Source organism: Pseudomonadales bacterium (genome assembly GCA_024234165.1).
Lineage (GTDB): Bacteria > Pseudomonadota > Gammaproteobacteria > Pseudomonadales > UBA5518 > UBA5518.
Window position 1 is genome coordinate 324,799 of the sequence record JACKOP010000003.1, and the last position, 22,663, is coordinate 347,461.

Sequence of the window (22,663 nt, forward strand, 5' to 3'; positions counted from 1 at the left end):
AAACAAAGAAAAATAATTTCAGGCACGGTGGTTGCTTAGGATGCGCCAGCGAAACTGCTCAACGGTTTCCAGCAAGGCAACCCGTAGGGACGCCAGGAACTCGAATCACTCACTTGGAGATGATGACCATGAACCTCAAACGCTCGACCTTGGCTGCCGCCATCGTTTCGACCTTCGCTCTGGGTGTGTCCAGCCAGGCGTCGGCGGATGTGTATGCCGGCTCTGCCCTGTTTGTGAAGGACTTCGAACTGACCATCAGCGGTGCAACCGTTGCTATTACCGGGTATTCGTTTACCGCCAATTCAAACGCCAATTTGAACGGCGCCAACGACAACATGAATGCGGACTGCAGCACGATCGGCACGCCGTGCAGCGGCACACCGCCGGTGCTCGAGTCGGTTGCGACGAAAGGGGCTCCTGCGCGTGGGCTGGGTGATTTCTCCTTCTTCAGCACCAACAACGGCCAGACCTATTCCAACTCGGGCGCTCAGATCAAAGAAGCCGAGTTGGCAACGGCAACCCCTACCATCACCAACCAGATCTCCGAGGTCAATATTGCTGCCAACGGCAAGGGTGACAGCAACACCAATGTGGGTTCCCAGACCACCATGGCCTTCAGCTTTACGGTGACGGAAGGTGGTGAACTGAACCTCAAGTTCAAGGCTGATCCTTATCTGTACGTGGCGGTGAATACACCGAACTTGGTCAGTGCCTTGGCAAACGCGACGATCAGCGCCAGTTTCGAACTGACGGGCACCAACGGCACCCTCGTCACCTGGACGCCGAACGGGAAAAATTTCGCTGATTCGGATGCCGATTTCGTGGATTGCAACGGTGTCACGTCTTGTTCCGAGGACGCGGACAAGGCAAGCCTGAACGTCACCAGGAGCCTGCCTGCTGGCAACCCGCAGAGCAACGAGTACAGCTCTGCTGCCGGCTGGAACGATTTCGAGATCACGATCAAGGGCTTGGCTGCGGGTAACTACACGCTTGGCATGGGCGCCACCACCCAAGCACGAGCCGAGCAGGCGACCAGGGTACCAGAGCCTGGCATGCTGGCTTTGCTGGGTATCGGTCTGGCCGGCATGGGCTTTGGCTCCCGCCGTCGCAAGGTCTGATTCCCTTCGCCCTGACAGGAAGCGCGGCCTCGGCCGCGCTTCTTTTTTGGGCTTCTGCTCGCAGGCTGATCGATGAGTGCCTGCAGCAAGCACTCAGTCCGTCATCAGCGTTTGCGCCGCCAGCGCGGCTCCGCCCAGCTCTTCGTTCACCTTGCCCATGAAATTTCGTGCTGCCGCATGGTAGCGCGGCGTTTCAAGCACCTCGCTGATTGCTGCAACCAGGCTGCTCATGCCGCGCCGGCGCAGTTGCTTCAGCGTCATGGCCGTGCCCAGGTCCAGTTGGCGGATGCGCTTGCCGCCGTAGTACTGTTCGGCGTGGGTGGCTACCACCACACACGGCAGCCCGTGGGCTAGCGCCTGGTAGAGTGTTCCGTTCCCACCGTGACAGCAGACCAGGTTGCAGTACGGCAACAGCGTTTCGGTGTTGATGTACCGTTCCAGGTAAACACCCGGTGGTGGGTTGAGACCGGAGAGATCGGCCGCACCAGCGGCAACCACTACCTGCACCCCGTGTGCGCCGAGTGGTGCCAGTTGACCTACCAGCTCTTCAAGACCTTCGCTGCCCAGCGAGAAGTAGACCACCGGTCGCTGCCGGTCCAGTTGCGCCAGGCAGGCAGGAGCGGGCAATGTGTTGTGCCACGTCAGTGGTCCGATGAAGCGTGCCTGAGCTGGCAGGCGGTGTGCCGGGTTGAATGCAGGAACATCCGCCAGAAAACTGTGCTGTGCGCCCTCCTCGTGTTCGTAGGCGTACAGGCGGGACAAGCCCATCGTGCGGCGCACGCGGTTCAGACCGCCCATGACGAGTCGGTCATAAACCTGGCGTTCGATGGCGTTTTCGAGCCGGTCCATCAGCCCCAGACCCGGAATGTCGCCGAACTGCTGGACGTAGCTGAAGAAGGGAATCGCCCGGTAGTTGCTCATGTGCACGTTGAGTACGGCCGCGCTGCGGATGCCGGCCTTTTCAGCCGAAGTGCGTGCCGTTGGCCGGTTGTCGATCAATACCCAATCGGGTCGGAATTCTGCATACAGCGCGAGTTCCGCCGCGATGAACTGCTCGAGTTCGTGTTCCCGGTACAGTTCCCACAGCCTTTGCGTACGCACAGCCTGCACTACGCGTTCCACCGTGATGTAGGGAAGTTCGCGCACCGGAAAGCCGTCCTGGCTGGCTACCTCGAGGTACTTGCCGTGACCGGCGAGCACGACCTCGTGCCCGTGTGTGCGCAATACCTTGGCAATTTCCAGCAGCCGTGACACATGCGCCAACGCATGTGCATTGGCGAGAGCTACGACGCGCATATGCGCCCCTCCGTTATCCCGTCAACGCGCCATGGGGTGCGACCGATCGCTGTTTCTTCCCAACCCGTACCGGCATTTCACGAGGCTGCCAGGGACACCGGGGTGAGGCTCGCTCAGGCATCCACGCCTGCTGCCGAGAGCAGCGCCCGTGCTTCGCGAGCGGGCTCACTGTCGGGGTCCTCCTTGACGACGCCTTCCAGTACCCGGATCGCCTCGTCCCGCTGCTTCTGCTGCAGCAGCGCCTGGCCGAGATGCAAGCGCATCTGGGCGTTGTCGGGTGCCAGCCTCACGGCCTCGCGCAGTTGCTCGACCGCGCTGTGTCCGTCGCCCTTCCTCAACATCAACATGCCCAGTGTGTCGATGACATTGGGATCCGTGCGCGCCAGAGTCAGTGCGTGCTGCGCGTATTGAATCGCCTGGGGGAGATCCTTGTCCTGACTCAGCCAGGCAAGATTGTTCAGTGCTGGAACGAAGTCGGGGTAGCGTTCAACGACGCGGGCATAGACGGCGCGCGCCTCTTCGTTTCGACCCAGTCCCATGTAGGCGCCCGCCTGGTGCATGAGCATCGCGAGATCACCGGGATGCTTGTCGATCCATTCCTGCATGCCTGCCAGCGCGGTATCGTGCTCGCCCTGCGCCCACTGCGCACGCAGCAACAGGATGGCCACATCAGTCTGCGGGCTCTTCTCCAGTGATGCAGTCAGGCTTTTTTCCGCCCCCGCATAATCTTTCGTGCCGAGCGCAAACCAGCCTTCGATGCCAAGCACCTCGGCTCGATCACCAAAATCCTGCCGAAGCTTTGCCAGCGCCGTGCGTGCGGCGTCCAGTTGCCTCGCCTGTACCAGCATCTTGATTTCAGCCGCACGCGCAGGGAAATAGGACGGATCGAGCTCGATGGCGCGCTTGATTTCCGCTGCTGCTTCGCTTCTCTTGCCGCTGGAGGCCAGGCTGTCGGCGTATGCGAAACGGGCGATCGGGGATTTGGGCAAAAGCGCCAGCAAGCGCTTGAATTCGCGCTGCGCTCCGTCGGCATCACCGCTGGTCAACAGCGCCCTCGCCCGTCTCTCCAGCAGCGCCGGCTGCTTGGCGGCGTCCTTGTCGGAGAGGTCTCGCGTCAGTTCGACCACCCGCTGGGGTTGGCCGTTCTGCACATAGAGCCGCGCGAGTTCGGCACGCACCGCGAGTGCTTCCGGATTGCGCTCGAGCGTCTGCTCGAGCGCTGTGATCGCCGGCGCGGGTCCTTCCATGCCTTCGACCACGCGCGCGAGCAGTACCTGCGCCTCCGTATCTGTCGGATGCGCCTTGATCAGCCCTTCGAGCAGGCTGCGAGCCTTGGCTGCGTCTCCGTCCATCACGTCCAGTCGTGCCAGGTTCTTCACGGCAGAAGCATCATCGGGCTTCATCTTCAGTGCCTGATCAAGGTACTGTCTTGCCTGTTGCCACTGGCTCGCAGCCAGATGGCAGGCAGCCATCAGCTTGAGCGGTTCGACGTTGTCCGGGTATTTCTCGATCAGTGCCTTCGCCTCGCGCAGCGTGCCAGTGAGGTCGCCGTCGCGAAACAGCGCCAGCGCCTTGAAGAATTCGCGCGTGAAGGAATCGCTGCCGCCGGATGCGCCACCGATCGTGCTCGCCGTCTGCTCGTCGAGTTTCTGTCCGGCAATCAGCCGCGCCAGTTCCAGCGAGTTGGTGGTGCTCTCCGAGTCGGGATCGAGTTCCAGCGCCTTTTCGTAGTACCCCACGGCATTCGCGCCTTGCCCGAGCAGCAGCGATACGTAGCCGAGCATGCGCAGCAGCACCGGGTCTCCAGGGCTGGATTCGACCGCCTGCTTCAGGTAGCTGGTCGCGCCTTCGAGTTCCGACTGGCTGATCTGCACGGCGCCGAACAGACGCTTCGTCATCGGTGAATTCGGAGCAATCGAACTGATCAGTTCCGCCTGGCTGCGTGCCTGCTCGGTGCGCCCGAGTGCGAGGTAAGCCGAGGCGAGGTAGTACTCGCGCGGCAGGTAGGGCGATGAGTTCTTCTTGCTGGCCTCGAAGGCCTGCACCGCCTCCTCGTACTTCTTCTGGCGAAACAGGTTGACCCCGGCAACGTACTTCACGAAGGGGTTCGACCCCAGCCCCGCCTTCTGCAGCACGGCGAGGTCGCTGCTCGCCTCGTCGAACTTGTCGAGCTGTGCGCGTGCCAGTGCCCGCTTTGCGTACTCGATGCTCGGGTGCGTGCGCAGCTCGATCGCCTTGCTCAGCGCCTGCTCGGCCTTGGCCGCGTTGCCCTGCTCGAGTTCGACCTGCCCGAGCAGGCTCCACGCCTCGGCCGATTGCGGATCGGCCTCCAGGGCACGATCCAGCCATTGGTGCGCCGTCTCGTAATCGCGCTGAAAGGCATGAATCAGTGCCATCCCGGTCATCGCTGGGACCGATTTCGGCTCGAGTTCCAGCGCTTCGCCGGCCACGGCTTCGGCCTGCTCGAAATCGCCGGTCTCTGCAAACGCCTGCGCACGCAGACCGAGCAGCACCGAATGATCGGCGGCGTCGATGTCCGGGTCGATCGAGTTGGTCTCCTTGATGACCTGCGCCGATTGGTTCTGCAGAATCAGCGTGCGCACCAGCGCGAGTTGCGCATGGTCGTCGTCGTAGCCGAGCTCGATCGCCTTGCGGATCTCCTTTTCTGCTCCGGGTGCGTCGCCGAGATCCAGGTTGACCTTGCCGAGCAGCCAGCGCGCTTGCGCCAGGTTCGGCGCCTGCTGCAGCGCGCTCGACAGCTCGATGCGCGCCGATTCGAGCTTGCCTTCGCTGATCATCTTCTGTGCCGATGCAACATGCTCTTCGGCGGTGGGTTCGCTGCAGCCAGTGACCAGGCCCAGTGGAATCAGCGTGGCAAGGACGGTCGGCAGGAGTCTGCGGGTGAAGCGGTTCATTCGGGTATCACTCTGATGAATTACTGGGTTGAACGGGATGCAACAGCCGTTGCAGCGGCAAGCGGGTCGAGCGTGCCGTGGGCGCGGGGCCGATGCCGATGCGCCCGAGGAATACGCCTTCGCTGCCGAGCCGGCTGTTGCCCGTGAGCGCGGCGAGTTCGTTGCCGATGCGCTGGGCTGCGACGAGGCACGACGGTGTTTCGGTGAAGCGCCGTTGCTCGCTGGCGTAACGCGCGAAGATCAGCGGTGTCATCTCCGGCTGCAGCTGCAGCGCGAGACTGGTGGCGGCGAGCCAGAAGCGTTGCACGGCGCGACCGCCTGCCATGTAGTCGTCGATGCCCGCGAGCGGCTGGTCGGCAACGATCAGGAAATGCGCCGCGCAGCGGTATCCCGGCAGCAGATCCATCTGCAGGCGCGGCAGCCAGGTGCCGGCGAAGTAGCGGTTCAGGAACCGTACCCGCTCCCAGCGCTGCAGCGCCCACTGCATGATCTTGCGCGTGAGCGCGTCCACGCCGATCGCCTGGTCGGGCAGGCGGTCCTCGCTGAACTGCGCGCCCCATTCGATGTTGCGTCGATGCACTTCCCACGCCTCGCGGGTCGTGAGGCGGATGTGCGCGCTGCGAAACAGCAGCGTCGCCATCTGCCGGCGCCGCGCCGCGCCTTCCATCCACAGCACGCGATAGCCCGGGCCGATGGCTGCTTCCAGTGCCTTTTTCTGCGCATCGCCCAGCGGCTGTGTGGTGAACGGCCGCCGTTGCGTCACCCGCGCGCGCACGAAGGGCAGCAGACGGTGGGGTGAGGCATCGCTCGCCGGCGTCAGGCGCACATCGATCTGTGGCTTGTCTTCGGGGGAATCGGGGCGTCTTGCGCAGCTTGCCTGCAGCCCGTCGGTGGATGCCGCAATACCGATGGTTTCCAGCAGCGCCCCTACGGCGATCTGGCTGGCGTGTCCATCGAGGTCGTAGATGCACCAGTCGCGCGTATCGTGGGCGTGCACCACGACGTGATCGTCGGCGACGATTTCGAAACGCCACGGCTGTTCGTTGTCCCCGCTCGGCGCCCAGCGCGCGAGATCGAGGATGCGTTCGACCGGCTTCTGCAGTGGTCGCGGTACGGGTGCGGCAGACGCAGGGCTCAGGCTGCGGCGCGCAATCGCCAGCATCAGGCGCTGGATCGGGTTCTCGTTGCCGCCGGGGCGCCAGGTCGTGCGCAGGCGATTGCGGTAGGCGTCGAACTGCAGGCCCTTCGGCGCGGCGACCACGTCACCGCGGTTCAGCAGGATCTTCAGTGCGTTGACGCCGGCCACGCCGGCGCAGAGTTCACAGGCCATCGCGGTCGAAGGGCCTTCGTGGCCGTCGAGGTTGACGCGTCGCCTCTCGACCAGATAGGGGAGCTGCAGCATCGCGGGAGACAGCCCGACCAGGAACCGAAGCAACTGCTCACTTTCGCTGTGTCCCTCCATGCGAAAGTATTCCTCGAACGACATCCGGCCGGGCAGGAACGCAAGGAAGGCCGCGCTCATACCGAGCGGAGCCGCCGTGATCGCGGGGATCTGCCGGGACGCGCACGCGGCGAAGACCATCCGCCGCGTTTGGACCGCGAAGAAATCCAGGCTGTCGACGTAGAGGTCGACGCCGTCCAGAAAGGCGTCCAGGTTGTCCCGGTTCACACCCTTCGCGAAGGTGCGCAGTTCCAGTTCCGGGTTGATGTCGCGCGACAACTCGTGCAGCACCTCCACCTTGGGGCGGCCGAGGTGACGCATGCTGGCACCGGCCTGACGGTTGAAGTTGGGCAGGTCGAAGACATCGAAGTCGGCGATGTTGAAGGCGCCGACGCCGAGGCGCGCCAGCGTGAGCAGGTGGCTGCCGCCAACGCCGCCGAGGCCCGCGATGGCGATGCGCTTGCTGCGCAGGATCGCCTGCTCGGCCTCGCTCACCCAGCCAAGGTTGCGCGCAAACGCGAGTTGATAGTTGAACTCCGGACTCAAGAATCCGTTCTCCAAGGCGGCAGAGGCGGCAAACTGATAACTGGAGGATAGTCCAATTCGGGCGCCTGCAGCGCCAGGTGCCGACCTGCCTTCAGTGCTTGCCGCTGTCCACGTAGAAGTATTCGGGTGTCGAGTCCATGAACAGCGGTATCTCGCCCGAGAATGTCTGCCGGTCTCCGGGACGCAGCATCCCGGCGCCCTCGACCCGGTCACCGCCGACCTGCACGCCGGTGCGGTCGAACAGCAACACCTGCACGGTCGGGAGCGTGGTGGGAGAATCGACGTTCTCGAGGATGATCGTGTACTCGTAACTTTCCTTGTCGTCCGAGCGGGTCAGGGTGAACAGTACGCTGCGCACGTAAGGCTGGTTCATCGGAATGACCTTGTCGAACTGCAGCACCTTGAGTCGCGGCAGACGCTGCTTCACGAGCGTGTCCATTTCCGCACGCATGCGCTTGAGTTCCGCGCGCACATCGTTTGTGTTCGCCTGATCCTCCTGTAGCGCAGCGCGCTGCACGGCGACACTCGAGCTTTGCTTCACGATCGAGCCGACCACGAACGCAGCGAACGTTGCCACGGCGACCACGCCGATCACGGCGGCTATCATCGCGCCCGGACTCATGCTCGACTTGCGTCGGCGCCGCGAGCTGCGGTGGCGGCCGCTGCCGTGCACTGAGCCCGACGCGCTGTTCTGGCTCCGCGAGGGCTGGTTCGAGGTCGTTTCGTCCATGGAGGGGTGTTCCTGTGGGTTCGCTGCGGTAGCGTTCATCTATATATCAGGGCCTATCTATAGTCGCGAAGTGTCGATGCTGCAATGTAGGTCGGCATTCATGCCGACTGGAATGTCGGCGTCAATCGTCGGGTTGAAACCCGACCTACGTGGATCGGCATTCATGCCGACAATGACAACGGCGCTGCCGTCATACCCTGTCGGGTTGAAACCCGACCTACGTGGGTCGGCATTCATGCCGACGAAATGCCGACCTGCGGGCTCAGGTCGAATGCGTACTGCAGCGTTGCCAGCGGCCGGGCGCGGGCGTCGAAGCGACGCTCGGTGAACTCGACCCGACCGTCACGGCGTACGCGTATGCAGCTCGATGCACGCGTACCGTACCACTCGCTGGAAACGAAGCGCGGTCCGAGCAGTCGCTCCTGTTCGATGCCGACCCCGGTTGCCGGCAGTGCCTTGTCGGGGGGCACCGTGCGGTCGGCCAGCAGCTCGAGCACTCGTTGCGGGTCCGGGTCACCCCGCAGCAGTGCCGCCATTTCCTCGCGCGCGCCCAGCAGTTTGGGCCACGGGGTGTCGAGCATCGCGTTCGACAGGCCGTAGACACCCGGCTGCAGGCGTTCCAGGCGGGGGCCGCGGTTGCCGATGTAGTGCAGTTCGCCGGCGATGTCGCCGACCAGCAGGTTGAAGCCGGCATAGCGTTCGCAGTCACTGCCGAGGCGTTGTATATAAAGCCGTGGTGGGCATTCTCCGAGCAGGTGGTCGAGCGTGAGCATGCCGCGTGACGGTGCGCCAGCAGGCGCCTCGTGGCCACGGCGGTTCGTGATCGCCGCGAAGCGCCCGGTCCGCGTGATGCCGAGCCAGGTGCCACCCGCACGCAGGTCGCGGCCTGCCAGCAATTGCGGGTGGTCTGGCCAGAAATGCAGCGGATCGGTGGGGCGGGTGTGGAATTCGTCGCGATTGGCGGCGATCACCAGCGGAAAATCGGCGTGTTGCCGCCAGGCGATGACGATGAGGCACATGGTTCGTTGCGGTGGCCGGGTTCGGGGTCGCACGGCATAATAGCCGCCGTTCGTGCGTTCGGCAGCCGCTTTCGCAGATGCCGCTGTCGCCGTTGCCGTTGCGGGAGTTCCTCCGATGCTGCGTCACCCCGATATCGACCCGGTTGCCATTTCGCTGGGCCCGCTCGACGTGCACTGGTACGGCCTGATGTACCTGTGTGCATTCGCCACCGCATGGTGGCTGGGGCGGCTGCGCGCGCGGCGGCCGGGTTCGCCGCTGACCGCAGAGCAGATCGAGGACCTGGTGTTCTGGTGCGCGATCGGGGTGGTGCTGGGCGGACGCCTGGGTTACGCGTTGTTCTATGGCTTCGATCATCTCGTCGCCGATCCCTGGTGGCTGTTCCGGGTCTGGGAAGGCGGCATGTCGTTCCATGGCGGGCTGCTCGGGGTGATCGTTGCGCTGTGGTGGCTGGCGCGTCGGGCCGGGCAGCCGCTGGGCGCGCTGTTCGATTTCGTCGCGCCGCTGGTGCCGCTCGGGCTCGGTTTCGGGCGCATCGGCAACTTCATCGGCCAGGAGTTGTGGGGGCGTCCCAGCGATCTGCCGTGGGCGATGGTGTTTCCGCACGATCCGCTGGGGCTGGCACGTCATCCCTCGCAGCTCTACCAGGTCATGCTCGAGGGCGTGCTGCTGTTTGCGGTCCTGTGGTGGTACTCCGCGCGTCCGCGTCCGCGGCTGGCGGTGAGCGGGCTGTTCCTGCTGCTGTACGGCGTCTTCCGCTTCCTGGTCGAGTTCGTGCGCGAGCCGGATCACGGCCTCGGCTTCGTCGCGTTCGACTGGCTGACCCGCGGGCAGTTGCTGAGCCTGCCGATGGTGGTGGCCGGTCTGGCGATGTTCCTGTGGGCACAGCATCGTGCCCGGCACCCAGACGCCACGGCCGCCGGCTGAGCGGGAGCGCGCCGCGATGCAGCAGTACCAGCAACTGATGCGCCACATCCTCGCACATGGGCGCCCGCGCCAGGACCGCACCGGCACCGGCACACTCAGCGTGTTCGGCTACCAGATGCGCTTCGATCTGGCTGCCGGCTTTCCGTTGCTGACGACCAAGAAGCTGCATCTGCGCTCGATCATCCACGAGCTGCTGTGGTTCCTGCGCGGAGAAACCAACACCCGCTACCTGAAGGAGAACGGCGTCTCGATCTGGGACGAATGGGCCGACGCGAACGGTGAACTCGGGCCGGTCTACGGTTACCAGTGGCGCAGTTGGCCGGCTGCCGACGGACGCCACATCGACCAGATCGCACAGGTGCTCGGGCAGATACGTTCCACGCCCGATTCGCGCCGCCTGCTGGTGAGCGCCTGGAACGTGGCCGATATCGAACGCATGGCGCTCGCACCCTGCCATGCGCTGTTCCAGTTCCACGTGCAGGACGGGCGCCTGTCGTGCCAGCTCTACCAGCGCAGCGCCGACGTGTTCCTTGGTGTGCCGTTCAATATCGCCTCCTATGCGCTGCTGACGCTGATGGTCGCGCAGGCCTGCGATCTGGCGCCGGGAGACTTCGTCCATACATTCGGTGATGCGCATCTTTACAGCAATCATCTGGAGCAGGCGCGCCTGCAGCTCGGGCGCGAGCCGTTGCCGCTGCCGCAGATGGTGCTCGATCCGGGCGTGCGCGACCTGTTCGGGTTCCGCTTCGAGCACTTCGAGCTGCGTGGCTACCGGAGCCATCCGCATATCGCGGCACCGGTCGCAGTATGAAGCTGGTGCTGGTCGTCGCGATGGCGCGCAACCGGGTCATCGGGCGCGACAACGCGCTGCCGTGGTATCTGCCCGAAGACCTGCGCCGTTTTCGTGCGCTCACGCTCGGCAAGCCGGTCGTGATGGGTCGGCGCACCTTCGAATCGATCGGACGCCCGCTGCCAGGGCGAAGCAATATCGTGATCAGTGGCCAGGCCGAACCCCGCTTTCCCGACGGCGTGCTGCATGCGCGCAGCGTTCCCGACGCGCTGCGGCTCGCGCAGGGAATCGCCGCACGCGACGGGGTGGACGAGTGCATGGTGATCGGTGGTGCGGAGATCTATCGCCAGTGCCTGCCGCTCGCCGAGCGCATCCACCTCACGCTGATCGAGCGCGAGGTCGATGGCGACGTGCTGTTTCCTTCCCATGCGGCCGACGACTGGCGTGAGGTGGCGCGGGAGGAGTGCGCGAGCGCGTCGGATCCGGAGCTGCATTTCGCGTTCCTGACCCTCGAACGCATCGGTGCGGCTTCTGCCGGGGTACGAAACACGGTGTAATACGCCGGCGCAGCAGAGGCATCACAGCAGTGCGGGGAAGCATTCGATGATCCGGATCGCGAGCACACGACGGACCTTGCGTGCTGCCTGCGTGCTGGCGGGGCTGCTCGTCAGTACGTCGTTGCCGGCGCAACGGCTCGACGATGTACTGGATGCAAGCAAGAAGGCGACTGCCGACGCGCAGCAGTCGCAGCAGCGCATCGACGCCCTGGCCGATGAGTCGCGCGCCCTGCTCGAGGAGTACCGGGCGCTGAATCGCCAGATCGAAGGCCTCGACGTCTACAACGAGCGCCTCGAGCGGCAGATCGCGGCGCAGGAGCAGCGCATCGCTGTGATCGACGCTTCCTTTGGCGACGCCACGGTACTGGCGCGCCAGATGCTCCCGCTGCTGATCCGCATGATCGATTCGCTGCAGGACTTCGTCGCACTCGACCGGCCGTTCCATCTGCAGGAGCGCAATCAGCGCGTTGCGTCGCTGCGCCGCAACATGGATCGTGCCGATATCACGCTCGCCGAGAAATTTCGTGAGGTGATCGATGCCTACCAGATCGAGATCGACTTCGGCCGCAAGATCGACACCTACCGCGACACGATCACGATCGGCGGCGAGCAGCGCGAAGTCGATGTCCTGCGTGTCGGACGCATCGCACTGCTTTATCGCACCGCGGACGGCGGCAGCTGCGGCGTGTGGAATCCGCTCACGAAGGCGTGGGAGCCGCTCGCGGGCGGTGATTTCGACTTGGCGATCCGTGACGGCATCCGCATGGCGAACCGGCAGGCGGCGCTCGAGCTGCTGTGGTTGCCGGTCCCGGCGCCGGAGGTTGCGCCATGAAGCGCAGGTACCGGATGGTCGTGGCCGCAATCGCGTGCAGCGTGTTTGCTGGCGTACTGCACGCCGAGGACGCCTCGCCGCGTTCGATCACGGAACTCTTGACGCTGGTGCGCCAGGGGCAGGCCGAGGATGCGCTCGAGGCGCGCGAACGCGAAGCGCGTTTCCTGGCCGATCGCGATGCGCAGCAGCAGGAACTGGCGCGGGTGCGCACCGAGCTTGCCGCGCGGCAGAAGCGTTCGGCCGAGCTCGAGAAACGCTTCGACGCCAACGAGACCCGCATCGCGGATGCACGACAACGCCTGAGCGAGAAGCTGGGTTCGCTCACCGAACTGCTGGGACACCTGACTGCGGCTGCCGGTGAGGCGCGCGACGGCTTCGGCAGCTCGCTGAGCGCCGTCGAACTGGGTGCCGCGCGCGTCGAGCATACCGTGGCGCTGATCGAGCGTGCCGGCAGCGGCGTCGAACTGCCAACGATGTCCGACCTGGAGAACTTCTGGTACGAGCTGCAGCGCGAAATGGCCGCCGGTGGCGAGGTGCACGCGTTCGAGGCGAGTGTGGTGCGCCCCGACGGCAGTCGGTCGCAGACGCCGGTGGTGCGCGTCGGCGTGTTCAACATCGTCTCCGCAGCCGGTGATTACCTGCAGTACGACGTCGCCTCGGGTGCGCTCTCGCAACTGGCGCGCCAACCGCAGCAGCGCTTGGTTGCGGCTGCTGCAGAGCTTGCCCGCTCCACGCAAGGCCTGCACGGCTTCGGGCTCGATCCGAGCGGACCCTCCGGCGGCGGCTTCCTGGCGGCGCTGACGGCGGCGCCGTCCTTCAGCGAGCGCGTGCAGCAGGGCGGCCTGATCGGCTACCTGATCATGGCGCTCGGTGCGTGCGCCGCTGTACTCGCGTCCTACCGCTATGCGGTGCTGCTGCGCATGCGCCAGCGCGTTGGCGCACAGCTTGGCAGCGCGCGCGCGAACCCCGACAACCCGCTGGGCCGGGTGCTGGCGGTGCACGAGGCGAACCCGACGATGGACGCCGAGACGCTCGAACTGAAGTTGAGCGAGGCGGTGATCCGCGAGCTGCCGGCGATCGAGCGCGGGTTGTCGCTGCTGCGCATCATCGCGACCGTGGCGCCGCTGCTCGGGCTGCTCGGCACCGTGACCGGGATGATCATGACCTTCCAGTCGATCACGATCTTCGGTGCCGGTGACCCGAAGGCGATGGCCGGCGGCATTTCGCAGGCGCTGGTCACGACGGTGCAGGGCCTGTGCGTGGCGATTCCGGTCGTGTTCGTGCACGCACTGCTCGCCAGCCGCGTGCGTCGCATCACGCAGATCCTCGAAGAAGAGACGACCGGCCTGCTCGCGGAGCACACCGGCCATGTCCGTGGAGAGCCGTGATGGAAACGGTGGCGTTCGCACTGCGTGAACTGCAGGCCTTCCTGCACGCGGGCGGGACGGTGCTGTATGCGGTGACGGCACTCAGCTTCCTGATGTGGGCGTTGGTCTTCGATCGGCTGTGGTATCTGCGCATCGTGCTGCCGCACGACGTGGCCGCAACCGTTGCCGTGTGGGAAGCACGCAACGAGCGCCGTTCCTGGCATGCGCGCCAGGTGCGGCGTGCACTGCTGGCACGGCTCGATGCGCGCGTGCAACGCAATCTCGCGCTGATTCGTGCCTGCGTCGCGCTGTGTCCGCTGCTCGGCTTGCTCGGCACCGTCACCGGCATGCTGCTGGTGTTCGAGGCGCTTTCGCTCGGTGCTGGTGATACGCACGCACTGGCCGACGGTGTCGCACGTGCGACCATACCGACCATGGCCGGCATGGTCGCGGCGATTTCCGGCGTGCTGGCCAGCGCCTGGGTGGCACGTCTGGCGCGGCGCGAGCTCGCGCTCGCCGAAGACCGCCTCACGGCAGACCACTGAGTCGCAAGCATGCGTCGGCTGCGTGTCTTCGCCACGGCCAGTCCTTCACCGCAGGGGGCGATCGACTACACGCCGCTGCTCGACGTGGTGTTCATCCTGCTGATCTTTTTCATCGTCACCGCATCGTTCGTCGCCGATACCGGGATCGAGGTCGAACGCCCGCACGCCGCGACCGCCGAAACCGAACGCAGCGTACAGATCCTGGTCGCGATATCCGCCGGGAACCGCATCTGGATCGCGGGGCGGGAGGTCGATATGCACCGGTTGCGGCTGCGTATCGAGGCGCTGCGTGCAGAGCATCCGCACGCAGCGCTGCTGGTGCAGGCCGATGCGCGCTCGAGCGCCAGCGCGCTGGTGCGCGTGCTCGAGGCCGCGCGTGCGGCCGGCATCGCCGACGCTGCACTCTCGGTGCAGCGCAAGTGATGAGCATGCGCGCTCTGGGCCCGCTGTTCGCCGTGCTGATGGGAGCAGCCGTCACGCTGGCGTTGCTGTTCACGATGCAGGCGTTGATCGGCACCGCTGCACCCGGTGTCGATGCCGGTGCGCGTGTGCGGATTGCGGATCTCACGCTGCGCGGGCAACACCGCGACGCGCTGCCCGAACCCGGTCGGCCGCAGCGCCTTCCCGATCCCGCGCGACCGCCGCGGGTGGATCTCCCGATGGTCGGTGGATTCGGTGCCAGCGCGCCTGTCGCGCTCGACGGCCGTGCTGGCGCGGCGCCCGGGTTGCACAGCGGCGCCGTGGTGGCTGCCGTACCCGCTGACGCCGACTACCTGCCGATCGTCAAGGTCGCGGCGGTATACCCGCGCCGTGCCCAGGCGCGCGGGATCAGCGGTCACTGCACCGTCGAATACACGGTTACCGCAAGTGGCGCGACGCGGGATCCGGTCGTGATCGACTGCCAGCCGCCCGGTGTGTTCGAGGAGGCTTCGTTGCGTGCCGCGCTGAAGTTCAAGTACCGCCCGCGCGTGGTCGACGGCCGGCCGGTGGAGGTGAGCGGCGTGCGCAATCAGTTCGTTTTCGAGCTCGACCCATGAAGCCGGCTTGCTGCAGCGGCGCGCGGCAGCGCTGGGTCCTGGTGGCGCTGCTCGTCGCCGCTTCGATGCCTTGCGACGTGGGTTGGGTGTACGCCCAGGCGGGCAGGCCGCTGCAGCCGCGCCACACGCGCACGGACACCCTGACGTTGCGCCATGATGTGTTGACTCGCCTCACGGCAGCGCAGCGCGTGGCAGACACGGGCGGACTCGACGAGGCCGAACGCCTGCTCGCCGCGCTCGAACGAGATTATCCGGCCAGTTCGGGCGCACGCGCGCTGAACGGCTACGAACTGGCCAACGTGTATAACTTCCGCGCCTGGATCCGGTACACGAAAAAGGATTTTCCGGCCGCGATCCGCGCCTGGGAGCAGGTGCTCGCGCAGCCCGGCCTGCCCGAGCCGATGGAGGAGAGCACACGTTACAGTCTGGCGCAGCTCTATCTGGCGAGTTCCGACTGGAAGCGCGCCGCGGCGATGCTCGATGCGTGGTTCCGGCTTGCCGACGATCCTGCCCCCGAGGCCTACATACTGCTTGCGCAGGCGCGCTACCAGCTCGGGCAGCACGATGCAGCCCTGCAAGGCATCGGACGTGCGCTCGCCGAGGCGCGTTCGCGTGGGCAGCCGCCGCGCGAGAACTGGTACCTGCTGCAACGCATGGCGAGTTTCGCCAAGGGAGATCTGGCCGCGACGGCCGCCACGCTCGAAGAGCTGGCCGGACGCTGGCCGCGCAAGGATTATTTCGTGCAGTTGGCGGGCATCTTCGGCGAGCTGGGTGAGCCCGTGCGTCGACTTGCCGCGCTGGAGACCGCGTATCGCAGCGGTTGGCTGACGGCGGAGCGTGAGCTGCTGAATCTGGTGTATCTGTACCTCGACAACGGGACGCCGATGCGTGCGGCACACGTGCTCGAGCGCGGTATGCAGCAGGGGCAGGTCGAAGCGGATGCGCGCAACCTCGAACTGCTCGGCGCTGCGCTGCGCGAGGCGCGCGAGAACCGGCGTGCGGTCGAGGTGCTGACGCGTGCCGCCACGCTGGCGAACGACGCGCAGGCGTGGCTGCGCGTCGCCAGCCTGGAGCTCGAGGAGAACGCGAACGAGGACGCTGTCGCCGCGGCACACAGGGCGCTCGACCTGGGTGGTGGCAGCAGGCCGGACAGCGTGCAGATCGTGCTCGGCATGGCGCTCTACAACCTCGGGCGCTACGTCGATGCGCGCAGCGCGTTCAACGAGGCGGCCCGCGACCGGCGCTCGCGCCAGTCGGCAGAGCAGTGGTTGCGGTTCCTGGACACCGAGATCACGCGCGCCGACCGGCTCGCGCGCGATTTCGATCATTGAAGCCGCCATCCACCCGTAGGTCGGCATTCATGCCGACGGGCAAATGTCGGGTTGAAACCCGACCTACGGCGGTTGGCACCGCGCCCGTGGGTCGGCATTCATGCCGACGGGCAAATGTCGGGTTGAAACCCGACCTACGTCGGTTGGCACCGCGCCCGTGGGTCGGCATTCATGCCGACGGGAATATCGACACGGGGATGCCGATACCGGAAATGTCGGGTTGAAACCCGACCTACATTGGCGGGATCTTCGAGACGTCGCGCACCGCGCCGCGGTCGGCGCTGGTGCACAGCATCGCGTAGGCGCGCAGTGCCACCGACACCTGCCGTGGGCGTGGCTGCGCCGGCTTCCACGCAGTCGACCCCCGCGCTTCCATCGCGCTGCGCCGGCGTGCCAGCTCGGCGTCATCGAGCAACACGTCGATGCGACGCCCCGGAATGTCGATGCGGATGCGGTCGCCGTTCTCCACCAGCGCGATCTCCCCGCCGCTCGCCGCTTCCGGCGAAACGTGTCCGATCGACAGGCCGGACGTGCCGCCGGAGAAGCGCCCGTCGGTCAGCAGCGCGCAGGCCTGCCCCAGGCCGCGCGACTTGATGTAGCTGGTGGGGTAGAGCATTTCCTGCATGCCCGGACCTCCGCGCGGACCCTCGTAGCGCACGATCACCACGTCGCCGGCCTGCACCGAACCGTTCAGGATGTGTTCGACCGCTTCGTCCTGGCTCTCGCAGACATGTGCAGGACCCTCGAACACCCAGATCGATTCATCCACGCCAGCGGTCTTCACCACGCAGCCGTCGCGCGCGATGTTGCCGTAGAGCACTGCAAGGCCGCCCTCGCTCGCGTAGGCGTGTGCCGCATCGCGGATGCAGCCCTCGGCGCGGTCCAGATCGAGGTCTAGCCAGCGCGTGGCCTGGCTGAACGCGCGCTGCGTCGGGATTCCCGCCGGTCCGGCACGGAAGAACTCGTGCACGCCGGCTGCGTCGTTGCACATCACGTCCCAGCGAGCGAGCGCGTCGGCGAGCGTGGCACTGTGCACGGTCGGCACATCGGTCTGGAGCAGGCCGGCGCGGTCGAGCTCACCGAGAATCGCCATGATGCCGCCGGCGCGGTGCACGTCCTCGACGTGGTACTTCGGCGTGCTGGGTGCCACCTTGCAGAGCTGCGGCACGCGGCGCGACAGGCGGTCGATGTCGGCCATCGTGAAGTCGACACCCGCCTCCACGGCTGCAGCCAGCAGGTGCAGGATCGTGTTCGTCGACCCGCCCATCGCGATGTCGAGCGTCATCGCATTCTCGAACGCGGCACGGCTTGCGATCGCGCGCGGCAGCACCGATGCGTCGTCGTTCTCGTAATGGCGTCGTGCCAGCTCGAGCGCGAGCCTGCCTGCCTCGAGGAACAGGCGTTCACGGTCCGCGTGGGTGGCAACCACGGTGCCGTTGCCCGGCAGCGACAGCCCGAGCGCCTCGGTCAGGCAGTTCATCGAGTTGGCGGTGAACATGCCGGAGCATGAGCCGCAGGTCGGGCAGGCCGAACGTTCGTATTCGACGACGGTCGCGTCGTCTGCGCCCGCGTCGGCCGCGATCACCATCGCGTCGATCAGGTCGAGCCGGTGTTCGGACAGCCTGGTCTTGCCGGCTTCCATCGGGCCGCCGGAGACGAACACGGCCGGAATGTTCAGGCGCAGCGCCGCCATCAGCATCCCGGGCGTGATCTTGTCGCAGTTCGAAATGCATACCAGCGCGTCGGCACAGTGCGCGTTGACCATGTACTCGACCGAATCCGCGATCAGGTCGCGCGACGGCAGGCTGTAGAGCATGCCGTCGTGCCCCATCGCGATGCCGTCGTCGATCGCGATCGTGTCGAACTCCTTCGCCACGCCGCCGGCACGCTCGATCTCGCGCGCGACGAGTTGACCCATGTCCTTCAGGTGCACGTGTCCGGGGACGAACTGGGTGAACGAGTTGGCGACCGCGATGATCGGCTTCCTGAAGTCCTCGTCCTTCATGCCGGTGGCGCGCCACAGCGCGCGGGCCCCGGCCATGTTGCGGCCTTCGGTGGTGGTGCGGGAGCGGTATCTGGGCATGATCGGGCTTCTCGTGCAGGCGGATGCTGAGGCGCGCATTCTATGCGCTCGCTGCCCGATCTCCCACCCGCGCCCGGCGTGCTGCGCGTCGGCATGAATGCCGACCTGCGTAGGTCGGGTTTCAACCCGACATTCCGGTATCGGCATTCCCGTCGGCATGAATGCCGACCTACGGGTGCGGTGCCAACCGACGTAGGTCGGGTTTCAACCCGACATTCCGGTATCGGCATTCCCGTCGGCATGAATGCCGACCTACGGCGGACGATCTCCCACCCGCGCGATAGCGTGCTGCGGTAGACTGCGCGTGCCAGTCGAACCTGAGAGTCAGCCGCCAGCAAGGGGGAGGTACCGATGACACCGCAACAGATGCTCGACCTCGTTGATCGCCAGAAGAGCGCTTTCGTCGCCGCTGGTGCGGTGGATGCGAAAACCCGCCAGGACCGGCTCGATCGCCTGGCGGCGCTGCTGCGCGAGAATCAGGACGCGCTGATCGATGCGCTGCGGGCAGACTTCGGCTCGCGCTGCCAGGAGTACGCGCGCCTCACCGAGATTGCCGTGCCGATCGCCGAGATCCGCACCACCAACAAGCAGATCCCCGCGTGGATGAAGGACGAACGGCGTCCCGTGCCGTTCATGATGCGCCTGCTCGGTGCCGACGCGCGCGTACGCTACCAGCCGCTCGGCTGTGTCGGCATCATCGTGCCGTGGAACTTTCCGATCTACCTTGCGGTAGGCCCGCTGATCGGCGTGCTGGCCGCAGGAAACCGCGCGATCATCAAGCCTTCGGAGTTCACGCCGCGCGTTGCCGAACAGTTCGCGACGCTGTTCCCGCGCTACTTCGACGCCACCGAGGTGGCGATCGTCACCGGGGATGCCGAAGTGAGCGCGGCCTTTTCGGGCCTGCCGTTCGACCATCTGGTGTTCACCGGGGCCGGTTCGATCGCTCGCCACGTGATGGCTGCCGCCGCGAAGAACCTCGTTCCGGTCACGCTCGAACTCGGCGGCAAGTCGCCGGTGGTGATCGGGCAGGGTGCCGATCTCGCCGCTGCGGCGTTGAAGATCATGGACTTCAAGCTGTCGAACGCCGGGCAGATCTGCATCGCACCGGACTACCTGCTGGTTCCGGCGTCCCGCCTGGACGAGACGATCGAGGCGCTGCAGGCGGCAGCGGCGAAGCTCTACCCCACGCTGCTGGCGAACCCCGATTACACCTCGATCGTGAACGGCCGCCATCTCGGTCGCCTCACGCGTCTGGTCGATGACGCGCTCGCGGCAGGCGTGCGCTGCGTCGAGATCAACCCGGGCAAGGAATCATTCGCGACCCAGCCTGCAGGCCAGCACAAGATGATGCCGCGGCTGTTCATCGAACCCGACGACGAGCGCCTGGTCATGCAGGAGGAAATCTTCGGCCCACTGCTGCCGCTGAAGACGTATCGCGACATCGACGGGGCGATCGCGTACATCAACCGCCATGATCGTCCGCTCGCGCTGTATTACTTCGGTGACTCGAACGGCGCCGAAGTCGAGCAGATCCTGCAGCGTACGCTCTCGGGTGGAGTTTCGATCAACGATATCGGCGCGCACGCGGGCTGTGACGCACTGCCTTTCGGCGGGGTGGGGCCAAGCGGCATGGGCAACTACCACGGCCGCGACGGTTTTCGCCAGTTCTCGCACGCGCGCGCGGTGTATCGGCAGGCACGCGTGGACTTTGCGACCCGGTTCGGCATGCGCCCCCCGTTCGGGCCGAAGTTCGCCGCACGGGTGCAGCAATTCATGAAAAGTTAGGGATTTTTCCTGCAATCGCGTGGTTGCTGCCGGTCGGTGAGCGGTGGCACCCTGCGCATGCCGTCCGCGGTCGGTAAGGACGACTGACAAAAAATCAGAATAAATCCGCGGCTGGAAACCCGCGTACGTGTGCATTGGATTGCGCGCGGCGCTTCGTCGTTTGGTAAACCGATCAAGTAAAGGGGAATTCAATGAAGCTCCACAGGAAACCGCTGTTCGTCGCGTGTGCGGGCGTGCTGCTCGCTGCCACCACGCCGCTTCCCGCCTTCGCCCAGGGGGGGGCAGGCCTGGAAGAGATCATCGTCACGGCCCAGCGACATGAGGAGTCGTTGCAGGAGACGCCGATCGCGATCACCGCGTTCAGCGCACGCGACCTGGAGAATCAGCGCGTGACCAACATCATGCATCTGCTGAACAAGGTGCCGTCACTGGCGCTGGCGCCGTGGGCGGGCAGCCGCGTGACGCCGAACCTGTTCATTCGCGGCATGGGTAACCTGAACACCCAGTCGACCAACGACATGGCAACCGGCATCTATATGGACGGCGTGCCGGTCGGGCGTGGCGTGGGTCTTGCCGCCGACATCGCCGACCTCGAACGCGTCGAGGTGCTGCGCGGTCCGCAGGGCACGCTGTGGGGTCGCAACACCACGGCCGGTGCGATCAACTTCGTCACCAAGCGCCCGGATGCGGATTTCGGCGGCAAGCTGCAGCTCACCGCCGGCAGCTTCCAGGAGCGCGGTGTGCGTGCAAACCTCAACGCTCCGGTGACCGACGGCCTCTATACGCGCATTGCCTACATGCGCACCGAGAACGACGGTTGGGTCAAGAACAACTCGCCGCTGCCGAAGCAGATCAACTTCAACGAAGACCGCAAGAAGGAAGCCGTGAAGCTGGCGGTGCGCTACGAGCCGACCGACGAGGTCACGGTCGACTACGGTTACGACCAGTCCGAGATGGTGTATGGCAACCACTTCTATCAGGTCGTTCAGGCCGGGAGCCCGTTTTTCGTGCCCGGTCGCCAGCGGCACGCAACGCCGCGCTGGGGCATGAAGCCGAGCAGTACCGAAGTTGGCGGTCACAACCTGACGCTGACCTGGGATCTGGGCGACGTGACGCTGAAGTCGATTTCCGCCTACCGTGACCTCGACAGCAAGATCGACATGAACTTTGCCGATGCGTTCACGCAGGACCGGCGCATGGAGCAGGACCAGTTCTCGCAGGAACTGCAAGCGATCGGCGAAGCGTGCGGTGGCTGCATCAAGTACGTTGCCGGCGTGTTCTACATGAAGGAGGACGCGGACGAGTCCCTGTCGTCGGATATTCTCGGTGGCGTGATTCGTGACTACTGGACGTTGACGGCGAAATCGGACTCGAAGGCGATCTATGGTCAGGTCACCTGGACCCCGGCGATCCTCGAGGAGCGGCTCGACCTGACCCTCGGTGCGCGCTACACCGAAGACTCGCGCGAAGCGACCAAGATCTTCCAGCGCGCCGATCTCACGCCAGACCGCACCGGCATGGTGGTGAATGGTGACCGTGACTTCACTTCGACGGATCCGATGGTCACGGTTGCCTATCGTTTTACCGACAACGTGAACGGCTTCGCGAAGTACTCGACCGGTTACCGGGCCGGTGGGTTCAACGCGCAGAGCACGCCGCAGTTCTTCGGCGAGGGCTACAAGCCCGAAGAGGTCAAGGCCTGGGAGGTTGGCCTGAAGTCGGAACTGCTCGACAACCGCGTGCGGCTGAACCTCGCGCTGTTCCGCAACAAGTACGACGATCTGCAGGTCGACCAGTCGCGTGTTCCGGCGTTCTTCGTCGATACGATCAACGCGGGCAGCACGACGATCGAGGGCTTCGAACTCGAGGCCACGGCGGTCGTCACCGACGGCTTGAGCTTCAACCTGTTCTACTCGCATCTGGACGCCGTGTACGACTCGTATGTCGACAACGGAGTCGAGCTCGCTTCGGTGCGTCATGTGGCGAATTCGCCGGACTGGCAGGGCGGTGTCGGCATGGAGTACGAGTTCCTGCGCAGCTCCTTCGGCAACGTCACACTGAACGTCGACTACCGTGCGCAGGACAGTTTCTACGCCGGTCCCAAGGCGGATACGTACAGCGGTGGCTACGAGGTGTGGAACGCGCGTGTCGAACTGTCGGACGTTCCGCTGCCGTATGGTGCACTGCGGGTCGCACTCTGGAGCCGCAACCTCGGCGACCAGGTGTACCGGCTGTCGACGACGAACCTTGGTGCGAACCGGCTGAGCGCGCAGTTCGGCCAGCCGCGCACCTCCGGAGTCGACGTGGTCTACGAGTTCTGATCCTTCCTGTGCTCGTGTGGCACCG

18 protein-coding genes are annotated in these 22,663 nt (G+C 65.5%); 12 read left to right on the plus strand and 6 right to left on the minus strand.

What is annotated here, in order from left to right:
• Positions 1 to 128 precede the first annotated feature (128 nt).
• Complete coding sequence (locus H7A12_10805) at positions 129 to 1,118, plus strand: PEP-CTERM sorting domain-containing protein (GenBank protein ID MCP5321297.1); 990 nt, start codon at positions 129 to 131, stop codon at positions 1,116 to 1,118.
• Positions 1,119 to 1,211: 93 nt separating this feature from the next.
• Here the strand turns inward: H7A12_10805 and H7A12_10810 are convergent, their stop codons facing one another.
• The 5 genes from H7A12_10810 to H7A12_10830 form a co-directional block, all read right to left on the minus strand.
• Positions 1,212 to 2,414: a hypothetical protein gene (locus tag H7A12_10810; protein MCP5321298.1), complete on the minus strand. Its 1,203-nt coding sequence runs from the start codon at positions 2,412 to 2,414 to the stop codon at positions 1,212 to 1,214.
• Between the two features lie 113 nt (positions 2,415 to 2,527).
• Entirely contained in the window at positions 2,528 to 5,329 is a 2,802-nt protein-coding gene (gene prsT / locus H7A12_10815; protein MCP5321299.1) for a PEP-CTERM system TPR-repeat protein PrsT, read from the minus strand.
• 7 nt (positions 5,330 to 5,336) lie between these two features.
• Entirely contained in the window at positions 5,337 to 7,316 is a 1,980-nt protein-coding gene (locus H7A12_10820) for a ThiF family adenylyltransferase (GenBank protein MCP5321300.1), read from the minus strand.
• Positions 7,317 to 7,407: 91 nt separating this feature from the next.
• Positions 7,408 to 8,046, minus strand: coding sequence for a hypothetical protein (locus H7A12_10825; protein MCP5321301.1), 639 nt, complete (start codon positions 8,044 to 8,046; stop codon positions 7,408 to 7,410).
• 233 nt (positions 8,047 to 8,279) lie between these two features.
• Complete coding sequence (locus tag H7A12_10830) at positions 8,280 to 9,065, minus strand: NRDE family protein (GenBank protein ID MCP5321302.1); 786 nt, start codon at positions 9,063 to 9,065, stop codon at positions 8,280 to 8,282.
• A 115-nt stretch (positions 9,066 to 9,180) separates the two neighbouring features.
• Here H7A12_10830 and H7A12_10835 point away from each other — a divergent pair, with 115 nt between their 5' ends.
• From H7A12_10835 to H7A12_10875, 9 genes are read left to right on the plus strand one after another with little or no spacing between them, the layout of a single operon-like run.
• Positions 9,181 to 9,990 (plus strand): prolipoprotein diacylglyceryl transferase, encoded by an 810-nt coding sequence (locus tag H7A12_10835; protein ID MCP5321303.1) that lies wholly within the window; start codon positions 9,181 to 9,183, stop codon positions 9,988 to 9,990.
• Positions 9,991 to 10,006: 16 nt separating this feature from the next.
• The gene (locus H7A12_10840) at positions 10,007 to 10,801 is read left to right on the plus strand and encodes a thymidylate synthase (GenBank protein ID MCP5321304.1); all 795 of its coding nucleotides are present in this window, start codon (positions 10,007 to 10,009) and stop codon (positions 10,799 to 10,801) included.
• A complete protein-coding gene (locus tag H7A12_10845; GenBank protein ID MCP5321305.1) occupies positions 10,798 to 11,337 on the plus strand; it encodes a dihydrofolate reductase in 540 nt (179 codons plus the stop codon). Before H7A12_10840 ends, H7A12_10845 begins: the two co-directional genes overlap by 4 nt.
• A gap of 46 nt (positions 11,338 to 11,383) precedes the next feature.
• Entirely contained in the window at positions 11,384 to 12,169 is a 786-nt protein-coding gene (locus H7A12_10850; GenBank protein MCP5321306.1) for a DUF3450 domain-containing protein, read from the plus strand.
• On the plus strand, positions 12,166 to 13,557 hold the full coding sequence (locus H7A12_10855; GenBank protein ID MCP5321307.1) for a MotA/TolQ/ExbB proton channel family protein: 1,392 nt from the start codon (positions 12,166 to 12,168) through the stop codon (positions 13,555 to 13,557). The genes H7A12_10850 and H7A12_10855 overlap by 4 nt, the downstream gene beginning before the upstream one ends.
• The gene (locus H7A12_10860) at positions 13,557 to 14,081 is read left to right on the plus strand and encodes a MotA/TolQ/ExbB proton channel family protein (protein MCP5321308.1); all 525 of its coding nucleotides are present in this window, start codon (positions 13,557 to 13,559) and stop codon (positions 14,079 to 14,081) included. Before H7A12_10855 ends, H7A12_10860 begins: the two co-directional genes overlap by 1 nt.
• Positions 14,082 to 14,090: 9 nt before the next feature.
• Positions 14,091 to 14,504, plus strand: coding sequence for a biopolymer transporter ExbD (locus tag H7A12_10865; GenBank protein MCP5321309.1), 414 nt, complete (start codon positions 14,091 to 14,093; stop codon positions 14,502 to 14,504).
• Positions 14,505 to 14,542: 38 nt separating this feature from the next.
• Positions 14,543 to 15,118, plus strand: a complete 576-nt coding sequence (locus tag H7A12_10870; protein MCP5321310.1) for an energy transducer TonB — start codon at positions 14,543 to 14,545, stop codon at positions 15,116 to 15,118.
• The gene (locus H7A12_10875; GenBank protein MCP5321311.1) at positions 15,115 to 16,449 is read left to right on the plus strand and encodes a tetratricopeptide repeat protein; all 1,335 of its coding nucleotides are present in this window, start codon (positions 15,115 to 15,117) and stop codon (positions 16,447 to 16,449) included. The genes H7A12_10870 and H7A12_10875 overlap by 4 nt, the downstream gene beginning before the upstream one ends.
• Before the next feature lie 232 nt (positions 16,450 to 16,681).
• Here the strand turns inward: H7A12_10875 and ilvD are convergent, their stop codons facing one another.
• A complete protein-coding gene (gene ilvD, locus H7A12_10880; GenBank protein ID MCP5321312.1) occupies positions 16,682 to 18,532 on the minus strand; it encodes a dihydroxy-acid dehydratase in 1,851 nt (616 codons plus the stop codon).
• Positions 18,533 to 18,883: 351 nt separating this feature from the next.
• Between ilvD and H7A12_10885 the strand changes: the two genes are divergently transcribed.
• Both H7A12_10885 and H7A12_10890 read left to right on the plus strand, forming a co-directional pair.
• On the plus strand, positions 18,884 to 20,317 hold the full coding sequence (locus H7A12_10885) for a coniferyl aldehyde dehydrogenase (protein MCP5321313.1): 1,434 nt from the start codon (positions 18,884 to 18,886) through the stop codon (positions 20,315 to 20,317).
• A gap of 191 nt (positions 20,318 to 20,508) precedes the next feature.
• Positions 20,509 to 22,638: a TonB-dependent receptor gene (locus H7A12_10890; GenBank protein MCP5321314.1), complete on the plus strand. Its 2,130-nt coding sequence runs from the start codon at positions 20,509 to 20,511 to the stop codon at positions 22,636 to 22,638.
• Positions 22,639 to 22,663 lie beyond the last annotated feature (25 nt).

Coding starts and splice junctions, on each gene's coding strand:
- H7A12_10805 (MCP5321297.1), top strand. CDS start 129: ATGAACCTCAAACGCTCGACCTTGGCTGCCGCCATCGTTTCGACCTTC.
- H7A12_10870 (MCP5321310.1), top strand. CDS start 14,543: ATGGGAGCAGCCGTCACGCTGGCGTTGCTGTTCACGATGCAGGCGTTG.
- H7A12_10855 (MCP5321307.1), top strand. CDS start 12,166: ATGAAGCGCAGGTACCGGATGGTCGTGGCCGCAATCGCGTGCAGCGTG.
- ilvD (MCP5321312.1), bottom strand. CDS start 18,532: ATGCCCAGATACCGCTCCCGCACCACCACCGAAGGCCGCAACATGGCC.
- H7A12_10845 (MCP5321305.1), top strand. CDS start 10,798: ATGAAGCTGGTGCTGGTCGTCGCGATGGCGCGCAACCGGGTCATCGGG.
- H7A12_10865 (MCP5321309.1), top strand. CDS start 14,091: ATGCGTCGGCTGCGTGTCTTCGCCACGGCCAGTCCTTCACCGCAGGGG.
- H7A12_10890 (MCP5321314.1), top strand. CDS start 20,509: ATGAAGCTCCACAGGAAACCGCTGTTCGTCGCGTGTGCGGGCGTGCTG.
- H7A12_10830 (MCP5321302.1), bottom strand. CDS start 9,065: ATGTGCCTCATCGTCATCGCCTGGCGGCAACACGCCGATTTTCCGCTG.
- H7A12_10825 (MCP5321301.1), bottom strand. CDS start 8,046: ATGGACGAAACGACCTCGAACCAGCCCTCGCGGAGCCAGAACAGCGCG.
- prsT (MCP5321299.1), bottom strand. CDS start 5,329: ATGAACCGCTTCACCCGCAGACTCCTGCCGACCGTCCTTGCCACGCTG.
- H7A12_10840 (MCP5321304.1), top strand. CDS start 10,007: ATGCAGCAGTACCAGCAACTGATGCGCCACATCCTCGCACATGGGCGC.
- H7A12_10850 (MCP5321306.1), top strand. CDS start 11,384: ATGATCCGGATCGCGAGCACACGACGGACCTTGCGTGCTGCCTGCGTG.
- H7A12_10885 (MCP5321313.1), top strand. CDS start 18,884: ATGACACCGCAACAGATGCTCGACCTCGTTGATCGCCAGAAGAGCGCT.
- H7A12_10810 (MCP5321298.1), bottom strand. CDS start 2,414: ATGCGCGTCGTAGCTCTCGCCAATGCACATGCGTTGGCGCATGTGTCA.
- H7A12_10835 (MCP5321303.1), top strand. CDS start 9,181: ATGCTGCGTCACCCCGATATCGACCCGGTTGCCATTTCGCTGGGCCCG.
- H7A12_10860 (MCP5321308.1), top strand. CDS start 13,557: ATGGAAACGGTGGCGTTCGCACTGCGTGAACTGCAGGCCTTCCTGCAC.
- H7A12_10875 (MCP5321311.1), top strand. CDS start 15,115: ATGAAGCCGGCTTGCTGCAGCGGCGCGCGGCAGCGCTGGGTCCTGGTG.